Below are 15425 nucleotides of genomic sequence, written 5' to 3'. Positions count from 1 at the left end.
TATTCAGGGTGAAGCACACCCGATGACGCGCTGCGCGTCATCGGGTGTGCTTTTTTTGTTCGCTATAGGCGCGTGGATGAGCCTTAATGGATGGAAAAGACGCTGAATGCTCATCCGAAAAGCGAAGGGGGAGATCAGGGATGAAGGCTCAGATCTATGTGGTTAAGACACGCGAAGGCTGGCAGGCAGAGATGTCTATCCATGCTGCGATCGATAGGCATTTTTGGATGGATGGACATTATGGCGGGGCTGGTCGCCTGAACATGGATAAGGGAGAAAGGGGCTGGCTGCTGCGGGAGGAGCTGCCGCTTGGCGATGCTTGTTTGGCTGTTGAGCTGTGGGAGTCTGTCGTGCTTAAACGGAGCGGTGTGAAAGCTGCTGTGGATCAACAAGACAAGCGAATGACAGAAGCGGTAAAGGTGAGAATGGAAGCGAGCTCTACGGATGGCTATGAAGCGATAGAGATCCTCGTTGCTTGTGCCGAGCAGGCTAAACGAATAGCACAGGAGGGAAAAGAGAACGTAGGGCTCGGGCGCTGGCTGCGGTTCGGGAGTAAGCAAAAGAAGCTTGCGAAGCTGGGAGAGGATAGGTTGTTGCGTTTAGCGGAACGGTGGGAGCGGAAAGAAATGAGTGGCTGGGAGGGAGAGACGGAAGAAGGAGACGGGTTCGTGAGGCGAACAGAACGAGGAGCGGGGAGTGAGTGGGCGGAACGACGGGAGCGGGGAGTCGTGAGCGGTAGGGAGGCGAGTTGGAGGAAGGAGGCGGAAGAAGGCGAGGGGATGGTAAGGCGAACAGAACGAGAAGCGGGGAGTGAGTGGGCGGAACGACGGGAGCAGGGAGCTGTGAGCGATGGGGAGGCGAGTTGGAGGAAGGAGGCGGAAGAAGGCGACGGATTGGTAAGGCGAACAGAACGAGGAGCGGGGAGTGAGTGGGCGGAACGACGGGAGCAGGGAGCCGTGAGCGGTGGGGAGGTGTGGATGGAGAGGAGTGAAGCGGTACATTGCCGAGCGGAACTGGAGGGAATCGCGGCGGGGGCGCAGCGCGCCGCGGCTATGCTTCAGGGACGTGCGCTGCTCCGTAGCGAAGCGCACGCCCTGTTGTCCGGCGCGGGCGGACCCGGCGCCGCGGCAGGCTGGAGCGAAATGCTGCAGCTTGCCGCGCTGCTCGGGCAGGTGCGCCTGGGCGGATCGATCGCCGCCGCGGATGGCGGGCGATCGGGTGCGCAGGGACGCCGCAGGCGCGAGCGCAGATGTCTGCGCTGCGGGAGCGGTGAGGCGGCCATGCACCGCACGGCATGCGCCGCGTGCGGGAGGGTGTGCGCCTATTGCACGGCGTGCATTGGGATGGGGCGGAGCCGGGAATGCGAGCTGCTGGTTACGGGGCAGCGCTCGGGTCTTCATGGAGCGGAGAGAAGCGAGGCGAGGGGGCGCAAGGTGCTGTCCCATGAGCAGCGGTTAGCGAGATGGCAGCTTAGTCCTGCGCAGACGGCCGCGGCAGCGAAAGCTTTGCAGTTTGTAGAGGCGCCATATGCGGGCAGGGATAATAAGCCGGAAGGGAGTGAAGAGGGACCGAGAGAGTTTCTTCTGTGGGCCGTGACAGGAGCGGGCAAAACCGAAATGATTTTTCCTCTGGTCGAGTCCGTCCTGCTCCGGGGTGGCAAGGCGCTCATTGCAACGCCGCGCCGCGATGTCGTCATCGAGCTCGATCCCCGAATACGCAAAGCGTTCCCAAGCTCAACTGTGGTTACGTTATACGGCGGCAGCGAGCAACGCTGGGAATGCGGCGAAATAACGCTGGCTACTACGCATCAGCTGCTTCGCTTTTATCAGGGCTTTGATCTAGTCGTAGTCGATGAATTAGATGCATTTCCTTTTGCCGGCGATCCACTGCTGCATTATGCTGCCGACAAAAGCTGCGCGCCTGGAGCCGCTCGGCTGCTGCTGTCCGCAACCCCTCCGAGCGAGCTGCAGCGTGCAGCCAAACGGGGCAGGCTGCCGCATGCAAGAGTCCCAGTGCGCTATCATCGCCATCCGCTGCCAGTGCCTAAGCTGCTCCAGACGCCGGCAGTGAAGCAAATGCTGCAGCAGAAGAAGCTGCCTGCAAAGCTGTTAACTGCCTTGCAATCCTCGCTTTCGCGCGGAGCTCAGCTATTCGTATTCGTTCAGCAGATTTCACAAACAGAACCGATGGCAGCGCTGCTGCGCGCCACTTTGTCCTGCTCAGCGGTAGCGGCAACGTCTTCACAGGACGCGGAGCGGACGGAAAAAGTACAGCGTTTCCGCGCTAGAGAGATCCGAGTACTTGTTACGACTACTATTCTGGAGAGAGGGGTTACGATTCCCAAAAGCGATGTCTACATCCTCGATGCGGACGGAAGTCTGTTCGACGAAGCTTCATTGGTGCAGATGGCGGGCAGGGCGGGCAGATCGGCGGATGATCCTTGCGGCAGCGTATACTTCTGCAGCCGGGAACGCAATCGCCCGCAGCAGCAAGCCGTCAGCCACATCCAAACCATGAACCGCATGGCTCGCAAGCAGGGCTACCTGCTCCCCAGCGGCAAAGGAGGCTCGCATCGATGACCGTCTCGCCTCTAGATTGGCTCAGGCGGCTGCAATCCGCCTTCGCCGCAGGCGCGCAGCTGCTCGCGCCAACGTCTGCCGCATGTCTCCTATGCGGCAAACCGCAATACGCGGCTCGCGGCGCGGGCAGCGCAGACCAAGCGAAGCTGACGCCTCAGCTTCGGCAGTCCCTTTGCGGAGCATGCCTCTCCGCAATTCCATGGCTTACCCGAATCGCCTGTACTCGTTGCGGGCGGGGAGTCCCATGCGAGGACTGCATCCGCAGTCCGCATGGCGCTTTTAAGTTCAACCGCAGCGCGGTTCATTACAGCCCTGCGATGAGAGAAATGCTCGCTTTATATAAATATCGCGGGAATGAACGGCTAGCCCCGCTGCTTACCGACATGCTTCTGCCCGCTTTTGAAGCAATGACGGTTGAAATCATTCAGCGGACAAGTATTGTCCAAAGCCCTAATAAAAAGTCTAAAACAAGGTTCACCGATTGCTGGGATGCTGTTACTTATGTACCGGTCAGCTCGGAGCGGGAGATCGAGCGAGGCTTTAATCAGGCAGAGCAGCTAGCAGGCGGGATAGCTAGACATTATAATCTCCCGCTCTTGCAGCTGTTGGTTCGTTCGCGCCATACGGAGAAACAAAGCTTCAAAACACGTATAGAAAGGCAGCGCGACACACGATCTCTTTTTAATGCGCAAGCAGCTGGAATGGCAATTATTCAGAAGCCCAAAGACCTCTCTGAAAAAAGGACCGCTCAAAGCCGCAGCGAAATTCGGATTCTTTTGATAGACGACATCTATACGACCGGAAGCACGGCAGAAGCGTGTTCGCAAGCCTTGTTAAAGTCTGCTGTTTGGCCGATGGAGATCTATGTTTTGACATGGGCACGCTCCTGAATATATGATGGCTCAAAAGAGTGTAATAGATTCATAGTGAAAATGTTGGCGCTTTCGATTAGAATAATGGTAATAACTGATTTGTTTGACCAAAAAAGGAGGGCTCAGAGCGATGAACTTGGATAATTGTCCTCGCTGCGGAAAGCTTTTTGCCAAAAACTTTAGAGACGTATGCCCAGCTTGCATGCGTGACATTGATAAAGAATACGAATTATGCGCAAACTATTTACGTGAGTTTAAAGGTTCGATTATAACTGAGGTAGCAGACGCGACGGGCGTATCTGTTAAGCAAATCACGAAGTTTATACGCGAAGGCCGTATCTCCATTATGAACGCACCGAATATGTCGTACCCGTGTGAGTCATGTGGTAACTTGATTCGGGAGCAAAACCTTTGCGAAAACTGCCGCCAGCGTATTGAGAAAGACAAAAAGCAGATGTTTCAGGATATCGCAAGAAAAGAAGATCTTAAGGGCGCCTATAATCCGACTGGCGTATATAAAGGGCTCGACAGATATAAAGATAATAAATGAGTTTTTGCTAATATTTCCTTGCCTATAAAATTTCACTTGACTGAAGCCGATAATACTTGTAAAGGTAATCGGCTTTTTTAGTTCCTGTAGATAAACGAGGTGGATAAGATGAAAATAAATGACACGAATCGGATCGGTGGAGTTAATCCTTACCAGAAGCAAAAGGATGCACGAATAGGGGCTGCAGATAAAGCGAAGCAGAAGGATGAGGTCCAAATTTCTGCTGCAGCCAAGGAGCTGCTGACGACGAGCAAGGCAAGCGGAGCAGACAGAACCAAGCATATCGAAGAATTGAAAAATTCGGTGGCATCGGGGACGTATCACGTAGAGGCAGGTAAAATTGCTGAGAAGCTGCTTCCGTATCTCGGAAACAAACAATCAGAATAGAACGGGTGAAAAAGAATGTCTGTTTCCCAGATTATTGATACTCTTCAGCAGCAACACAAGCTCTATGAGCAGCTTCTTGATATTGAGCTAAAGAAAAAGGCTTTGATCATGAATAACGAAGTCCTTGCTCTAAATGTGCTTACTCAAAAGGAAAAGCTGCTGGCTGCGAATGCGGAGAAGCTGGAGCAGCAGAGAGTGCTTTTAACAGTGCGTTATATAAAAGAGATTGGGTTTCGAATTCGGAGCGGGGTGCTGTCCGAACTTATCAAAGCGGTGACTAACCCTTACGAGAAAGAGGAGCTCACTCTTATGCACGGGAAACTCACCAGCGTGCTGACTGATTTAAAACATGCTAATGATTTGAATCAACAGCTCATTCAGCAATCTCTTGATTTCTTGGACTTCTCGATTGGTTTAATGGTCGATGATCCGAACGAGGATCTCGTATACAAGCATCCCATGCATCAACAAGGCGGCACCAGAAGGAATAAAATGTTTGACAGCAGAGCTTAAGAAGGAGGCAAGTCGATGACCTCAACATTTCATTCCTTGGAAACATCTAAGCGGAGCTTGATTACCCAACAGGTAGCTTTAAGCACGCTTAGCCATAACATATCCAATGCGAACACACCAGGATACACCAGACAAAAGGTGACCATGGTAGCTACTAGGCCAATAGAAGCGTATGGCATGTCTAAATCCAACGCACCAGGGCAATTGGGAACAGGTGTGGAATATACGTCGATAACACGTATTCGGGACGCTTTTTTGGACGCTCAATATCGTGAGCAATCCGATATTGCAGGAAGCACAGCCATACAAGCGGACACCTTAAGCAAGCTTGAGTCGTTTGTTAACGAGCCATCGGAAACAAGCATTCGAACGGTGCTATCTGGTTTCTGGGACGCATGGTCTGATCTAAGTAAAGATCCAGAGAACGTGACTGCCCGAGAGATATTGGTAGAACGGACGCAGGCACTGACGGATACGTTCAATAGCTTGAGCGGTCAGTTAACCGACTTGCAAGATGACCTGAATTCGAATATAGATGCAACAGCTGCGGAAGCGAATACGTTATCAAACTCAATCGCGTCGCTTAATGCACAAATTAAAAAAATTGAGTCGCTCGGCGATAATGCAAATGACTTGCGGGATCAACGCGATTATCTCACCGATCAGCTCTCCAGTCTTGTGAACGTTAATGTTTCAGAAACGGCTGATGGATATACGATTACAATGGGGGGAGCTCCACTAGTCGAGGGAGGGGCATCCACGGCACTTACTCCTGCGACGCTTGCAACGGCTTTCGCCGGCGGTACGTTAACAGGCGGTAAAATTCACGGCATGTATACCTCCTTGAATGATGTAGGCGAGTTTTTGCAGCAGTTGGACACGCTAGCGAATACCATTGCCAATGGCGACGTCGAAGTTACGATACCTGCTGGTTCTGTTCTTCCGGGAACAACGACTCCTACAGCAACGGATCAAGTAATGATCGTGAAAGGTATTAATGGTCTCCACAAGCTTGGCTACACGCTTACGGATCCAACGACGGTAGGCGAAGATATTTTCACAATAAAGAATGGTTCGACTACGATTACGGCTGCCAGCATACAGCTTAATGCCAATATTGCAGTGGATTCCAACAAAATTGCTTCTTCGATGAGAACAACTGCGGTGAATGGCGTAACCACTGTAGTAAAAGGCAATAATAGCTTAGCGCTTCTAATGGGACAACTATCGGATTCGAAGTTTTCATTCGATGAGACAGCATCAGGCGGAACGGTGAAGATTGCTACAGTTGGCGATTTCTATAGCGCCGTCGTAGGCGCTTTGGGCGTTAAAAGCCAAGCAGCCACGCGGGACAACGCGAATGCAGAAGCGCAATTGGCTCAAGTAGACAGCAGTAGGATGTCGATCAGCGGCGTTTCTTTGGATGAGGAGATGTCAGATATGATTAAATATCAATATGCATATACGGCAGCGGCTCGCTTTATGACCACGTTTGACGAAATGTTGGATAAATTAATTAATGGAACCGGTACGGTAGGTCGTTAACTTATTTATGAGCATATGACGAGTTTATTTTATAATATACGATTATATATCTTAAAACAGGAGGCTTCGTTATGGCGCTTAGAATTACGCAGGGAATGATGCACTCGCAGCTTTCCCGCAACATCAACTCGAACTTAAAATCGATGGCTTCGATTCAGCAGCAAGCATCATCAGGACTTAAGCTGAACAAAGCATCGGATGATCCGGTAGGCATTACGTATTCCTTGCGTTATCGTTCTGAGCTGGCAAGCAACGAGCAATTTGAGAAAAATACGGGTCAGGCGGCTTCGTGGCTTGATTTTACGGATACGGTTATTAACCAGGCCGGGGATATCATGCAGCGGTTGAAGGATTTAACAACTCAGGCTTCTAACGGTACCAATCCGCAAGAAGCGCTCGATGCTGTTAAAAGTGAAGTTGCAGAGCTGAAAAATCAAATGATTGATATAGCCAATAGTAAAATGAACGGAAAATATATATTTAACGGAGAAATGTTCGATAGAATACCTTATGATACTACTAATCCGTTATTTGATGCGAAAGCGATCGTAACCGATAATACATCTGTTAATTATTCAGTCGGTACTAACGTGAAGATAGGAATTAGCCTTACTGGCAATGATGTATTCGGCGCCGCTAATGCCGCGGATAATGTATTTGCAGTTATTGACCGTATTACCACTCAATTAAATAATGGAAATTACAATGGTATTTCTTCAGAGATTCCGAATATTGAGAGCAGCTACGATAGGATGTTAAATGGCCGTGCACAAATCGGAGCCAAGGCAAATCGCGTTGAATTGATGCAAGCCAGAATAGCGGATTTCAAGCTTAGCTTAACGGATATGCAATCGAAGGTTGAGGATGCTGATTTGGAGCAGGTGCTGATTGACTCTACAACGAGCCAAACGATTTACGAGGCTTCGCTTTCCGTGGGCGCAAAGGTCATCAGTAAATCCCTGGTCGATTTTTTACGGTAGCATAAGCGGCTCAAATAGATGAAACAACGATAGGGTATATAATGAAGCTATGGAATCGGTAACGATGCTGTAGCTTCTTCTATTAGTAAATACTTAATTGGAGCGTGAACACCATGATATTCGAAACAAGCAGATTTGGTTTATTGGAATATGAAGAAGACAAGGTTATTACCTTCTCGGGAGGCATGCCAGGCTTTAAAAAATATCAGAATTATACGATAGTCGTTATAGAGGAGAGTCCGTTCCATTATCTGCAGTCAGTGGAGGAGGGCAACTTGGCTTTTATTATCGCTTCTCCTTTTGATTTTTTCCGTGAATATGAGTTTGATCTGCCAGAACAATTGAAAGAAGCAATGAATCTACAAAACAAGGAACAGATTCAGGTTTATAACATAGTCAATGTCCAAGGTGAGTTGGCTGCTGCAACGATGAATTTAGCTGCGCCTATTATTATTAATACAACGGATCGTACAGGCATGCAGTATATATTGCCGAATGGCGGTTATTCTATTCATCAACCGTTGTTCTCAAAGCATGAATCGGCAGGGGGAGAATGAAATGCTTGTATTGTCGAGAAAAAAGGGCGAAGCAGTGCTTGTAGGGGATGATATTGAAATAAGCATATTGGAGTTAACGGGCGATACGGTGAAGATTGGGATAAAGGCACCTGGAGAAGTGGGTATATTGCGTAAGGAGCTTTATGTTTCAGTGGAGGGCATGAATCAAAACGCAGAGAAATCGAGTATTACGGCCAGCGAGCTCATCAATCAGTTCAAAAAAATGAAAAAAGATTAAATCCAGCTATAAACAATTACGGAATAACACCGATAATAGACATAGGGCTTATTGAGGCAACTAAATAAAGCTTACCACATGGATGTGGGACTAAATAACCATTTCAGGGAGGAAATTACAATGCGTATTAACCACAATATTACAGCTTTGAACACTCACCGCAACATGGGCCTTAACAACGCCGCTGCTGGTAAATCGATGGAGAAACTATCTTCTGGTCTTCGTATCAACCGTGCGGCTGACGATGCTGCAGGTCTTGCTGTTTCCGAGAAAATGCGCGGCCAAATCCGTGGTCTTGAGCAAGCTCAAAAGAACGTACAAGACGGAGTATCCTTCGTACAAACAGCTGAGGGCGCAATGAACGAAGTAAGCTCCATGCTTAGCCGTATGAAAGAATTGAACGTTCAGAAGTTGAACAGCGGAACTTACACAGCTGGCGACATTTCGAACATCAACGTTGAGCTAAATGAGCTAGGTTCGCAAATCGGCAACATCATGAACGATACGAAATTCAATGGTAAGAACATTACTTCCGGCGCATTTATCCAATCCGATGATGCATCGCAATCCATTTCTATCGGTTCGATTTCTACTGGTAGTTTCAGTGGTCTTTCCAGCACTAGCGACCTTTCAGCTGTTGAAACAGCGATTGAAGCGGTCTCCACAGAGCGCGCTAAACTAGGTGCTGTACAAAACCGTCTAGAATACACTTCGAACAACTTGGGTACGACTGTAGAGAACCTTACAGCAGCTGAGTCCCGTATCCGTGATACAGATATGGCAAAAGAGATGGTTAACCTTACGAAGAATAACATTCTTCTACAGGCTTCACAATCCATGCTTGCTCAAGCGAACTCGCAGCCGCAAGGTGTATTGTCTTTGCTGCAATAATTTTTTCATTAAAGAAAGGGGCCTTAGATATTCTAAGGTCTCTTTTTTTAGTATGTAAGTTTCAGTAGAGAGCATGAATCAATTGCATAGAAATCAAGCATGACTGCCAGCGAACTCATTCATCAGTACAAAAAAAGAAAAAAGATTAATCCAGCTATAAACAATTGCGGAATAACGCCGATATTAAATATAGAGCTTATTCGGGCAACTAAATAAAGCTTACCACATGGATGTGGGACTAAATAACCATTTCAGGGAGGAAATTACAATGCGTATTAACCACAATATTACAGCTTTGAACACGCACCGTAACATGGGCCTTAACAACGCCGCTGCCGGTAAATCGATGGAGAAACTATCTTCCGGTCTTCGTATCAACCGTGCGGCTGACGATGCTGCAGGTCTTGCTGTTTCCGAAAAAATGCGCGGCCAAATCCGCGGTCTTGAGCAAGCTCAAAAGAACGTACAAGACGGAGTATCCTTCGTACAAACAGCTGAGGGCGCAATGAACGAAGTAAGCTCCATGCTTAGCCGTATGAAAGAATTGAACGTTCAGAAGYTGAACAGCGGTACATACACAGCTGGCGATATTTCGAACATCAACGTTGAGCTTAATGAGCTTGGTTCGCAAATCGGCAACATCATGAGCGATACGAAATTCAATGGCAAGAACATTACTTCTGGCGCATTTATCCAATCCGATGATGCATCGCAATCGATTTCTATCGGTTCCATTACTACATCCTCATTTAATGCCCTTGACAAGGATAGCTCACTTTCAGATGTTGAAACAGCGATTGAGTCGGTTTCCACAGAGCGCGCTAAGCTAGGTGCTGTACAAAACCGTCTAGAGTACACTTCGAACAACTTGGGTACGACTGTAGAGAACCTTACAGCAGCTGAGTCCCGTATCCGTGATACAGATATGGCGAAAGAGATGGTTAACCTTACGAAGAACAACATTCTTCTACAAGCTTCTCAATCCATGCTTGCTCAAGCGAACTCGCAGCCACAAGGCGTATTGTCCTTGCTGCAATAATTTTTTTAAAGAAAAGAGAGCCCTTAGCTATTCTAAGGGCTTTTTTTTATATATTTTCATGGAAAACAATTATTTTATTAGTATATTTCTATTAATTACGCTAACAAAGACGCTAGATAAGGCCGATATTATAATAAGAAGATAAATGAAATCAAGGTGGGAAAATTGATGATGAATATTTCATCTGCACACACCACGGCGGGCTATTTGACAGATAAGAAAATGAGTAACGGACCTGAGAAGGAAACCGCAGTAGTTAATGCAGTGCCCAATAATGACCAGTTGCCGGTAAACGAACAGAAAATTTCGGCTTCGAATGTTGAGGATTCGAATTTGAAAAGAAGTATGAAACGCCTAATAGAAGCTGTTCAAGGATCGGACACGACCATTGAACGTTCTGTACATGAAGCAACGAATCATATTGTTTACAAGGTGAAGGATAAGGAAAGCGGGGAAGTCATTCGTGAAATTCCTGAAGAGAAGCTGCTCGATGCGGCTGCACTGCTTATGGAACTGACAGGCATCCTCATTGACGAGAGGGTTTAAATAAGGGAGGTAATGACAGATGCGGCTTTCGGGATTTGCTTCTGGGTTAGACATTGATGCAATGGTTAAAGAGTTGATGAAAGCGAAAAGAAGCTCGTATGATACCATGATTAAAAATCGGACAAAGGTCGAGTGGCAGCAGGAGGACTATCGTTCGATTAGCACAAAGATTGTTGATTTCCGAAATAATAAGCTTAGCGCTTTTAATTTGTCGAATGCAATGAGTGCAAAGACTTCAGAGGTTAGTGGCGACACTGCTGCACTAACGGTTAATTCTACTTCTCCAACAGCGCTGGGTTCTCTAGATGTTCGTGTAGACGAAGTAGCCAAAGCTGCGAATACGGTGTTTAAATTCAGTGGTGGGACAGTGAACGGTGGTGGAGCGGATAAAACGTTAAGCGAATTAGGCTTCGACCTTACAAGCGGTAATCTTGCTGTCATTGAGATCAACAACGTTATCATCACTGCAAATGGATCAGATACGCTCAGTACGCTTGCGAAGCAAATTAATGCGGTAAGTGGTTCTGTTAAAGCGACGGCCTTATATGATGCTTCTTCAGGTTCCTTCTCTATAACGGCGTCGAAAACGGGTGCTACGGAATTGGATACTAATGGGGCAACGGTAACTGGGTTAGCGGTTAATGGCTTTACTGCAACGAATGCAACTGAAAATTTTACCGATGGTAAAAATGCTAAGGTTCAAATTAATGGAATCGAATATAATCAGGCTAACAACCGCTTTGTGGTTGGCGGTATCGATTTTACGGTCAAAGCGAAGACGGCAGCAAACAGTTCAACCGCGATTGCAACCACACAGGATACAAATAAAACGATGGAAACCATTAAGTCGTTTGTTACGGAATATAACAATTTGATAAACTCCGTTAATACAGAGTTGTCAGAGGCGAGAAATCGCAGCTTCGCCCCATTAACGAGTGAAGAGAAGAAAGAAATGTCGGATAAAGAAATTGAGCAATGGGAAGCGAAGGCAAGGAGCGGCACACTTCGTAATGACGGTACACTTTCCCAGCTTGTTTCTGATTTGAGAACAACGGTCACATCGTTAATAGGCGGAATTGTCGATGGAAACGGTAAGAAGCTTTCAATTGGAATCACAACAGGCGGTTATACCGAAAAAGGTAAACTCGTATTAGATGAAACCAAGCTGAGAACCGCGTTAGAATCCAGTCCCGACGAGGTAACGGCTTTGTTTATGGGGAGTACTGGTGTTTTTAGTAAAATGTCCAAATCGTCTATGACAGCATTGAACAGCCTATCCAAAAAGGCAGGTACTTCGCTAGTTAGCACGGATTTGAATGCAAGCTTTAAGGATAACTCAGCATTAAGTACACAGATCAGAAACATGAAAACGAGAGAAAGCAGTCTTCTTACCCGCCTCGATCGGATGGAAGAGCAATATTATAAGCAATTTAGTGCGATGGAATCGGCTATTAATAAATACAATAGCCAATCCTCATCTTTGGGTAGCTTTTATTCGTAGTTAAAGGAGTGAGAAGCTTTGCTTAATTCGCCATACAAAGTATATCAACAGTCTTCTGTTCAGACAGCGGCACCAGGTCAGCTTATTATTATGCTGTATGAAGGAGCAATAAGATTTACTAAAACGGCCATAGAAGGAATTGAAAAACGCAACTTAGAGATGGCAAATACGTACTTGATGAAATCGCAGGCGATTATCAATGAACTGATTGCTTCGCTCGACCATGAATATGAGATATCGAAAGACTTGGTTCGTATCTATGAATACATGTTGAATTTGCTCATTCAATCGAACTTCAAAAAAGATGCAAGAATGGCGAACGAAGTGCTTGGGCATCTGATGGAGCTCCGTGATGCATGGAAGCAGGCCATAAAAAGCGTGCCAGGAAATGTTCAATCGGGGATAGTTTAAGGTGAGTAGTACATTAATTGAATTGTACGAAACCACATTGGAACTGGCGAAGCGGTTGGAGGATACGAGCATGGATGAATGGATGGATCTCATTCAGTTGAGAGATGAGGTCATTCCAGTCCTACAGCTTCGACCTGCATTAGAGGAAGAAGAAAAGCGTATGCTGCGGATAATTGTAGATTATGACGAGGTTATGGTTGCTCGAATGAATGAGTTAAAAGAAGAAGCGGCAGCGATGATCATTAAGGTCAATAAGACACGAATACAAAAAAACAGCTACGATTCTAATTCACCCTCTGAAAGCTATTTCATTGATCAAAAAAAATAATTGCTTTTAAGTTGAAAAGGAAAATTATACATGGACCGCTAGATATATAATCTGGCGGTTCATATTATTTTGAGGAATTGAAACTCCGATATAATAAATAGAAGCTAGGAGGAGAAAAAATGGAAAGTCGGCAGTATGTAGAAGAAACCATTGAAGAGATAAAACTTTTTTTGCCTCGGCTCATTCATGCATCTGAAGCAGTCATCGAAGTGTTATATGAACCGATGACGGAACAGACATGGCAGCAATTTGGAGATTTAATAGAAGGCTTGGACGACCTGTTTAAAGCACTAACCTCAATTGATAAAGAGATTGAGGGATTGGACCGCTTTGATGTGTTGAAAGCTTCGATAAATGTCGTGTTAAGTAAATTACCCGAGAAATTCCAAGCAATGAATGCAAGTATGGATGCTGAAGATTTTATTACAGCAAGTGACTACATCAAGTATGAGTTAACGCCACTCATTCAACAGCTTGCGATTAAGCTTGGAGATTCTAAGGGAGTATCGGCTCAACGTTTTGCAGCCAACATGACTTTTTTACAGCAAAAATACCCAAAGCTGCATACGCAATTGAGCAAAGTTGTTATAGACAGAAACGATTATCAACAGGCATTTGCCCGAAATGGTTTACCTAATTTATGCATGGCTACAGACGGAGAAGCACCTATTTATTTGTATAGTCAATATGATCCGGCCTTTGCGACTGAACGGTGGGCGAAATCACTTGCAGAAAAAGTTGAACATAAATCAGAAATCATCATGTTTGGTTTAGGATTAGGATATCATGCACGAAGCTACGCGAAATTATATCCGAATCAGAAGCTTTCTATTTATGAGCCGGATGAACAATTATTACTGGCTGCCATGAGTATCATTGATCTGAAGGATTTATTCAATCAGTTGAATATAACGGATTTTGTTGTAGGACCAAATAAAGCAGATAGGGATAAATTGTTTTTCAGATTTCTGAAATTTATGAAGGGAGACCCGGAAATCATCTCAATTCCTATCTATGATCGTATAAAAAGTGTGAATGTAACAGAATTTTCTCAGGATGCCCAAACAGCCATATTAAATTATGACAGCACCGTTCGTATGTATGAGAAATATGGTATGGAATGGGCTACAAATAGTATGTATAATTTGGGGAAAACGTTGTCTACTCCCTCTATCCTGCATCTAAAAAATAAGTTCGCGGGAATGACGGCCGTTATTGCAGGAGCAGGGCCTTCATTAGAAGCGGACATCGAGTGTCTGCGGAAGCTCAAAGACCATGCGATTATTATCGCGGCAGGTTCAACGATTCAATCGCTGCTTCATTTTGGAATTGAGCCGCATTTAATTGTTTCGATGGATGGATCCGAGGCGAATTACAGTGCGTTTAACGGCTTAGATATACAGCATATACCATTACTGTTTACCCCTATGCTCAAGTATCGTATTCTTGACGAAAAAAATGAAAACCTATGCCATGTTCATTTTGTTAATGACTCGCCTACTATACATTTTATGGGACTGAAAGAGCCGGATCCTATTTTTAATTCGAACCATTCGGTAACTGGTACAGCCATACAAGCAGCCGTATACTTGGGCTGCAAAGAGATTGTGTTCACAGGACAGGATTTATCTTATCCGAGTGAAAATACATATTCTCCTGGCGCTCGGCATATGTCGAAGCAGAGAAATGAATTAGTCATCAATGCAATTAAAGCTATGGGTGTAACCGTAGAGAATGTGCAAGGAACACAGAATCGAACAAGCCATGCCATGAGCTTAACCTTATTGGATATTGAAGGGATGACGTTGAAGCATGCTTCAGACGCGCGTTTTATCAATACTACCCAAATGGGCGCTAAGATCAAGCATACAGTATGGAGCACAATGGAGGAAGTTCTGTTCCGACTACAAGGAAAGACTCTTGAGGATACGGTTTTCATCAAAGAGCTGCAACAGGCAAAGGGCTATGATGAAAATCGTGTAAATAAAATCCGTACTCATATTGCACAGTTGCCAAACGAAATGCTATTGAATGAGAAACGTTTGAAACGCATTGATGATACCATAGGGAAGCTATCCGGACTAAGCAGGACTAACCAGAAGAAATGCTATGAGATGTTTAACTTAATTGATACGGAATGGAAAGCCATTATAAACAGCAGTCCGTTTAAGGCGTTCTATTTTATGATTTTCAAAAATGATCTGAACCGATTCGAGCGTGACCTGCCTGAGCTGGCGAATGAACTAAATGTGGTTATTAAATCGAAGCTGATTCAAGAAATCATGCAGCCTCTGATTCAAAAGCTAATTAGCTACTCTCCACAATTATTTGAAGTTGTTAAAGAAGCTAAACGCAGAGTAGAGGAAAGTGTGAATAGTAGTCAGAAAGTATACAAGTGATGGTCTATAGAGCCGTTAGGGATATTATTTCCTGACGGTTTTTATTATTATATTTTTCTATTAAACCGATATATAGGGTAGAATGACAG

General features: G+C 45.8%; 16 protein-coding genes. All 16 read left to right on the top strand.

Annotated features, from left to right (window positions below; genetic code table 11):
- The first annotated feature begins 140 nt into the window (after nucleotides 1-140).
- The 16 genes from AB4Z29_RS22130 to AB4Z29_RS22055 all read left to right on the top strand — a co-directional run bounded on the left by AB4Z29_RS22130 (nucleotide 141) and on the right by AB4Z29_RS22055 (nucleotide 15336).
- A complete protein-coding gene (locus AB4Z29_RS22130; RefSeq protein ID WP_441945163.1) occupies nucleotides 141-2579 on the top strand; it encodes a DEAD/DEAH box helicase in 2439 nt (812 codons plus the stop codon).
- Nucleotides 2576-3469 carry a ComF family protein gene (locus tag AB4Z29_RS22125; RefSeq protein ID WP_441945162.1) on the top strand — a complete coding sequence of 298 codons (894 nt, stop codon included), beginning with the start codon at nucleotides 2576-2578 and terminating at the stop codon, nucleotides 3467-3469. The genes AB4Z29_RS22130 and AB4Z29_RS22125 overlap by 4 nt, the downstream gene beginning before the upstream one ends.
- Before the next feature lie 112 nt (nucleotides 3470-3581).
- Nucleotides 3582-4001, top strand: coding sequence for a TIGR03826 family flagellar region protein (locus AB4Z29_RS22120; protein WP_441945161.1), 420 nt, complete (start codon nucleotides 3582-3584; stop codon nucleotides 3999-4001).
- A gap of 108 nt (nucleotides 4002-4109) precedes the next feature.
- A complete protein-coding gene (gene flgM, locus AB4Z29_RS22115; RefSeq protein WP_441945160.1) occupies nucleotides 4110-4388 on the top strand; it encodes a flagellar biosynthesis anti-sigma factor FlgM in 279 nt (92 codons plus the stop codon).
- 15 nt (nucleotides 4389-4403) lie between these two features.
- On the top strand, nucleotides 4404-4901 hold the full coding sequence (locus AB4Z29_RS22110) for a flagellar protein FlgN (protein WP_441945159.1): 498 nt from the start codon (nucleotides 4404-4406) through the stop codon (nucleotides 4899-4901).
- 15 nt (nucleotides 4902-4916) lie between these two features.
- Nucleotides 4917-6446 (top strand): flagellar hook-associated protein FlgK, encoded by a 1530-nt coding sequence (gene flgK, locus AB4Z29_RS22105; protein ID WP_441945158.1) that lies wholly within the window; start codon nucleotides 4917-4919, stop codon nucleotides 6444-6446.
- Between the two features lie 71 nt (nucleotides 6447-6517).
- Entirely contained in the window at nucleotides 6518-7426 is a 909-nt protein-coding gene (flgL, locus tag AB4Z29_RS22100; protein ID WP_441945157.1) for a flagellar hook-associated protein FlgL, read from the top strand.
- Between the two features lie 113 nt (nucleotides 7427-7539).
- Nucleotides 7540-7983 (top strand): flagellar assembly protein FliW, encoded by a 444-nt coding sequence (fliW, locus tag AB4Z29_RS22095; RefSeq protein ID WP_441945156.1) that lies wholly within the window; start codon nucleotides 7540-7542, stop codon nucleotides 7981-7983.
- A 1-nt stretch (nucleotide 7984) separates the two neighbouring features.
- Nucleotides 7985-8221 (top strand): carbon storage regulator CsrA, encoded by a 237-nt coding sequence (gene csrA / locus AB4Z29_RS22090; protein ID WP_441945155.1) that lies wholly within the window; start codon nucleotides 7985-7987, stop codon nucleotides 8219-8221.
- A 120-nt stretch (nucleotides 8222-8341) separates the two neighbouring features.
- The gene (locus AB4Z29_RS22085; RefSeq protein ID WP_138753696.1) at nucleotides 8342-9112 is read left to right on the top strand and encodes a flagellin N-terminal helical domain-containing protein; all 771 of its coding nucleotides are present in this window, start codon (nucleotides 8342-8344) and stop codon (nucleotides 9110-9112) included.
- A gap of 268 nt (nucleotides 9113-9380) precedes the next feature.
- On the top strand, nucleotides 9381-10151 hold the full coding sequence (locus AB4Z29_RS22080; protein WP_441945154.1) for a flagellin N-terminal helical domain-containing protein: 771 nt from the start codon (nucleotides 9381-9383) through the stop codon (nucleotides 10149-10151).
- 168 nt (nucleotides 10152-10319) lie between these two features.
- A complete protein-coding gene (locus AB4Z29_RS22075) occupies nucleotides 10320-10697 on the top strand; it encodes a flagellar protein FlaG (RefSeq protein ID WP_441945153.1) in 378 nt (125 codons plus the stop codon).
- Nucleotides 10698-10716: 19 nt separating this feature from the next.
- Nucleotides 10717-12198 carry a flagellar filament capping protein FliD gene (gene fliD, locus AB4Z29_RS22070; protein ID WP_441945152.1) on the top strand — a complete coding sequence of 494 codons (1482 nt, stop codon included), beginning with the start codon at nucleotides 10717-10719 and terminating at the stop codon, nucleotides 12196-12198.
- Nucleotides 12199-12216: 18 nt separating this feature from the next.
- Nucleotides 12217-12609: a flagellar export chaperone FliS gene (fliS, locus tag AB4Z29_RS22065; protein ID WP_441945151.1), complete on the top strand. Its 393-nt coding sequence runs from the start codon at nucleotides 12217-12219 to the stop codon at nucleotides 12607-12609.
- A 70-nt stretch (nucleotides 12610-12679) separates the two neighbouring features.
- Nucleotides 12680-12937, top strand: coding sequence for a hypothetical protein (locus tag AB4Z29_RS22060; RefSeq protein WP_441945150.1), 258 nt, complete (start codon nucleotides 12680-12682; stop codon nucleotides 12935-12937).
- Nucleotides 12938-13056: 119 nt separating this feature from the next.
- Complete coding sequence (locus AB4Z29_RS22055) at nucleotides 13057-15336, top strand: motility associated factor glycosyltransferase family protein (RefSeq protein WP_441945149.1); 2280 nt, start codon at nucleotides 13057-13059, stop codon at nucleotides 15334-15336.
- Nucleotides 15337-15425: the final 89 nt, after the last annotated feature.

Origin of the sequence: Paenibacillus sp. 2TAB23 (genome assembly GCF_052115165.1) — a bacterium.
Lineage (GTDB): Bacteria > Bacillota > Bacilli > Paenibacillales > Paenibacillaceae > Pristimantibacillus.
Note: the sequence above shows the minus strand (reverse complement) of the source record. Positions and strands in the feature narration are given on the sequence as shown.

Coding starts and splice junctions, on each gene's coding strand:
- AB4Z29_RS22130 (WP_441945163.1), top strand. CDS start 141: ATGAAGGCTCAGATCTATGTGGTTAAGACACGCGAAGGCTGGCAGGCA.
- AB4Z29_RS22125 (WP_441945162.1), top strand. CDS start 2,576: ATGACCGTCTCGCCTCTAGATTGGCTCAGGCGGCTGCAATCCGCCTTC.
- AB4Z29_RS22120 (WP_441945161.1), top strand. CDS start 3,582: ATGAACTTGGATAATTGTCCTCGCTGCGGAAAGCTTTTTGCCAAAAAC.
- flgM (WP_441945160.1), top strand. CDS start 4,110: ATGAAAATAAATGACACGAATCGGATCGGTGGAGTTAATCCTTACCAG.
- AB4Z29_RS22110 (WP_441945159.1), top strand. CDS start 4,404: ATGTCTGTTTCCCAGATTATTGATACTCTTCAGCAGCAACACAAGCTC.
- flgK (WP_441945158.1), top strand. CDS start 4,917: ATGACCTCAACATTTCATTCCTTGGAAACATCTAAGCGGAGCTTGATT.
- flgL (WP_441945157.1), top strand. CDS start 6,518: ATGGCGCTTAGAATTACGCAGGGAATGATGCACTCGCAGCTTTCCCGC.
- fliW (WP_441945156.1), top strand. CDS start 7,540: ATGATATTCGAAACAAGCAGATTTGGTTTATTGGAATATGAAGAAGAC.
- csrA (WP_441945155.1), top strand. CDS start 7,985: ATGCTTGTATTGTCGAGAAAAAAGGGCGAAGCAGTGCTTGTAGGGGAT.
- AB4Z29_RS22085 (WP_138753696.1), top strand. CDS start 8,342: ATGCGTATTAACCACAATATTACAGCTTTGAACACTCACCGCAACATG.
- AB4Z29_RS22075 (WP_441945153.1), top strand. CDS start 10,320: ATGATGAATATTTCATCTGCACACACCACGGCGGGCTATTTGACAGAT.
- fliD (WP_441945152.1), top strand. CDS start 10,717: ATGCGGCTTTCGGGATTTGCTTCTGGGTTAGACATTGATGCAATGGTT.
- AB4Z29_RS22060 (WP_441945150.1), top strand. CDS start 12,680: ATGGATGAATGGATGGATCTCATTCAGTTGAGAGATGAGGTCATTCCA.
- AB4Z29_RS22055 (WP_441945149.1), top strand. CDS start 13,057: ATGGAAAGTCGGCAGTATGTAGAAGAAACCATTGAAGAGATAAAACTT.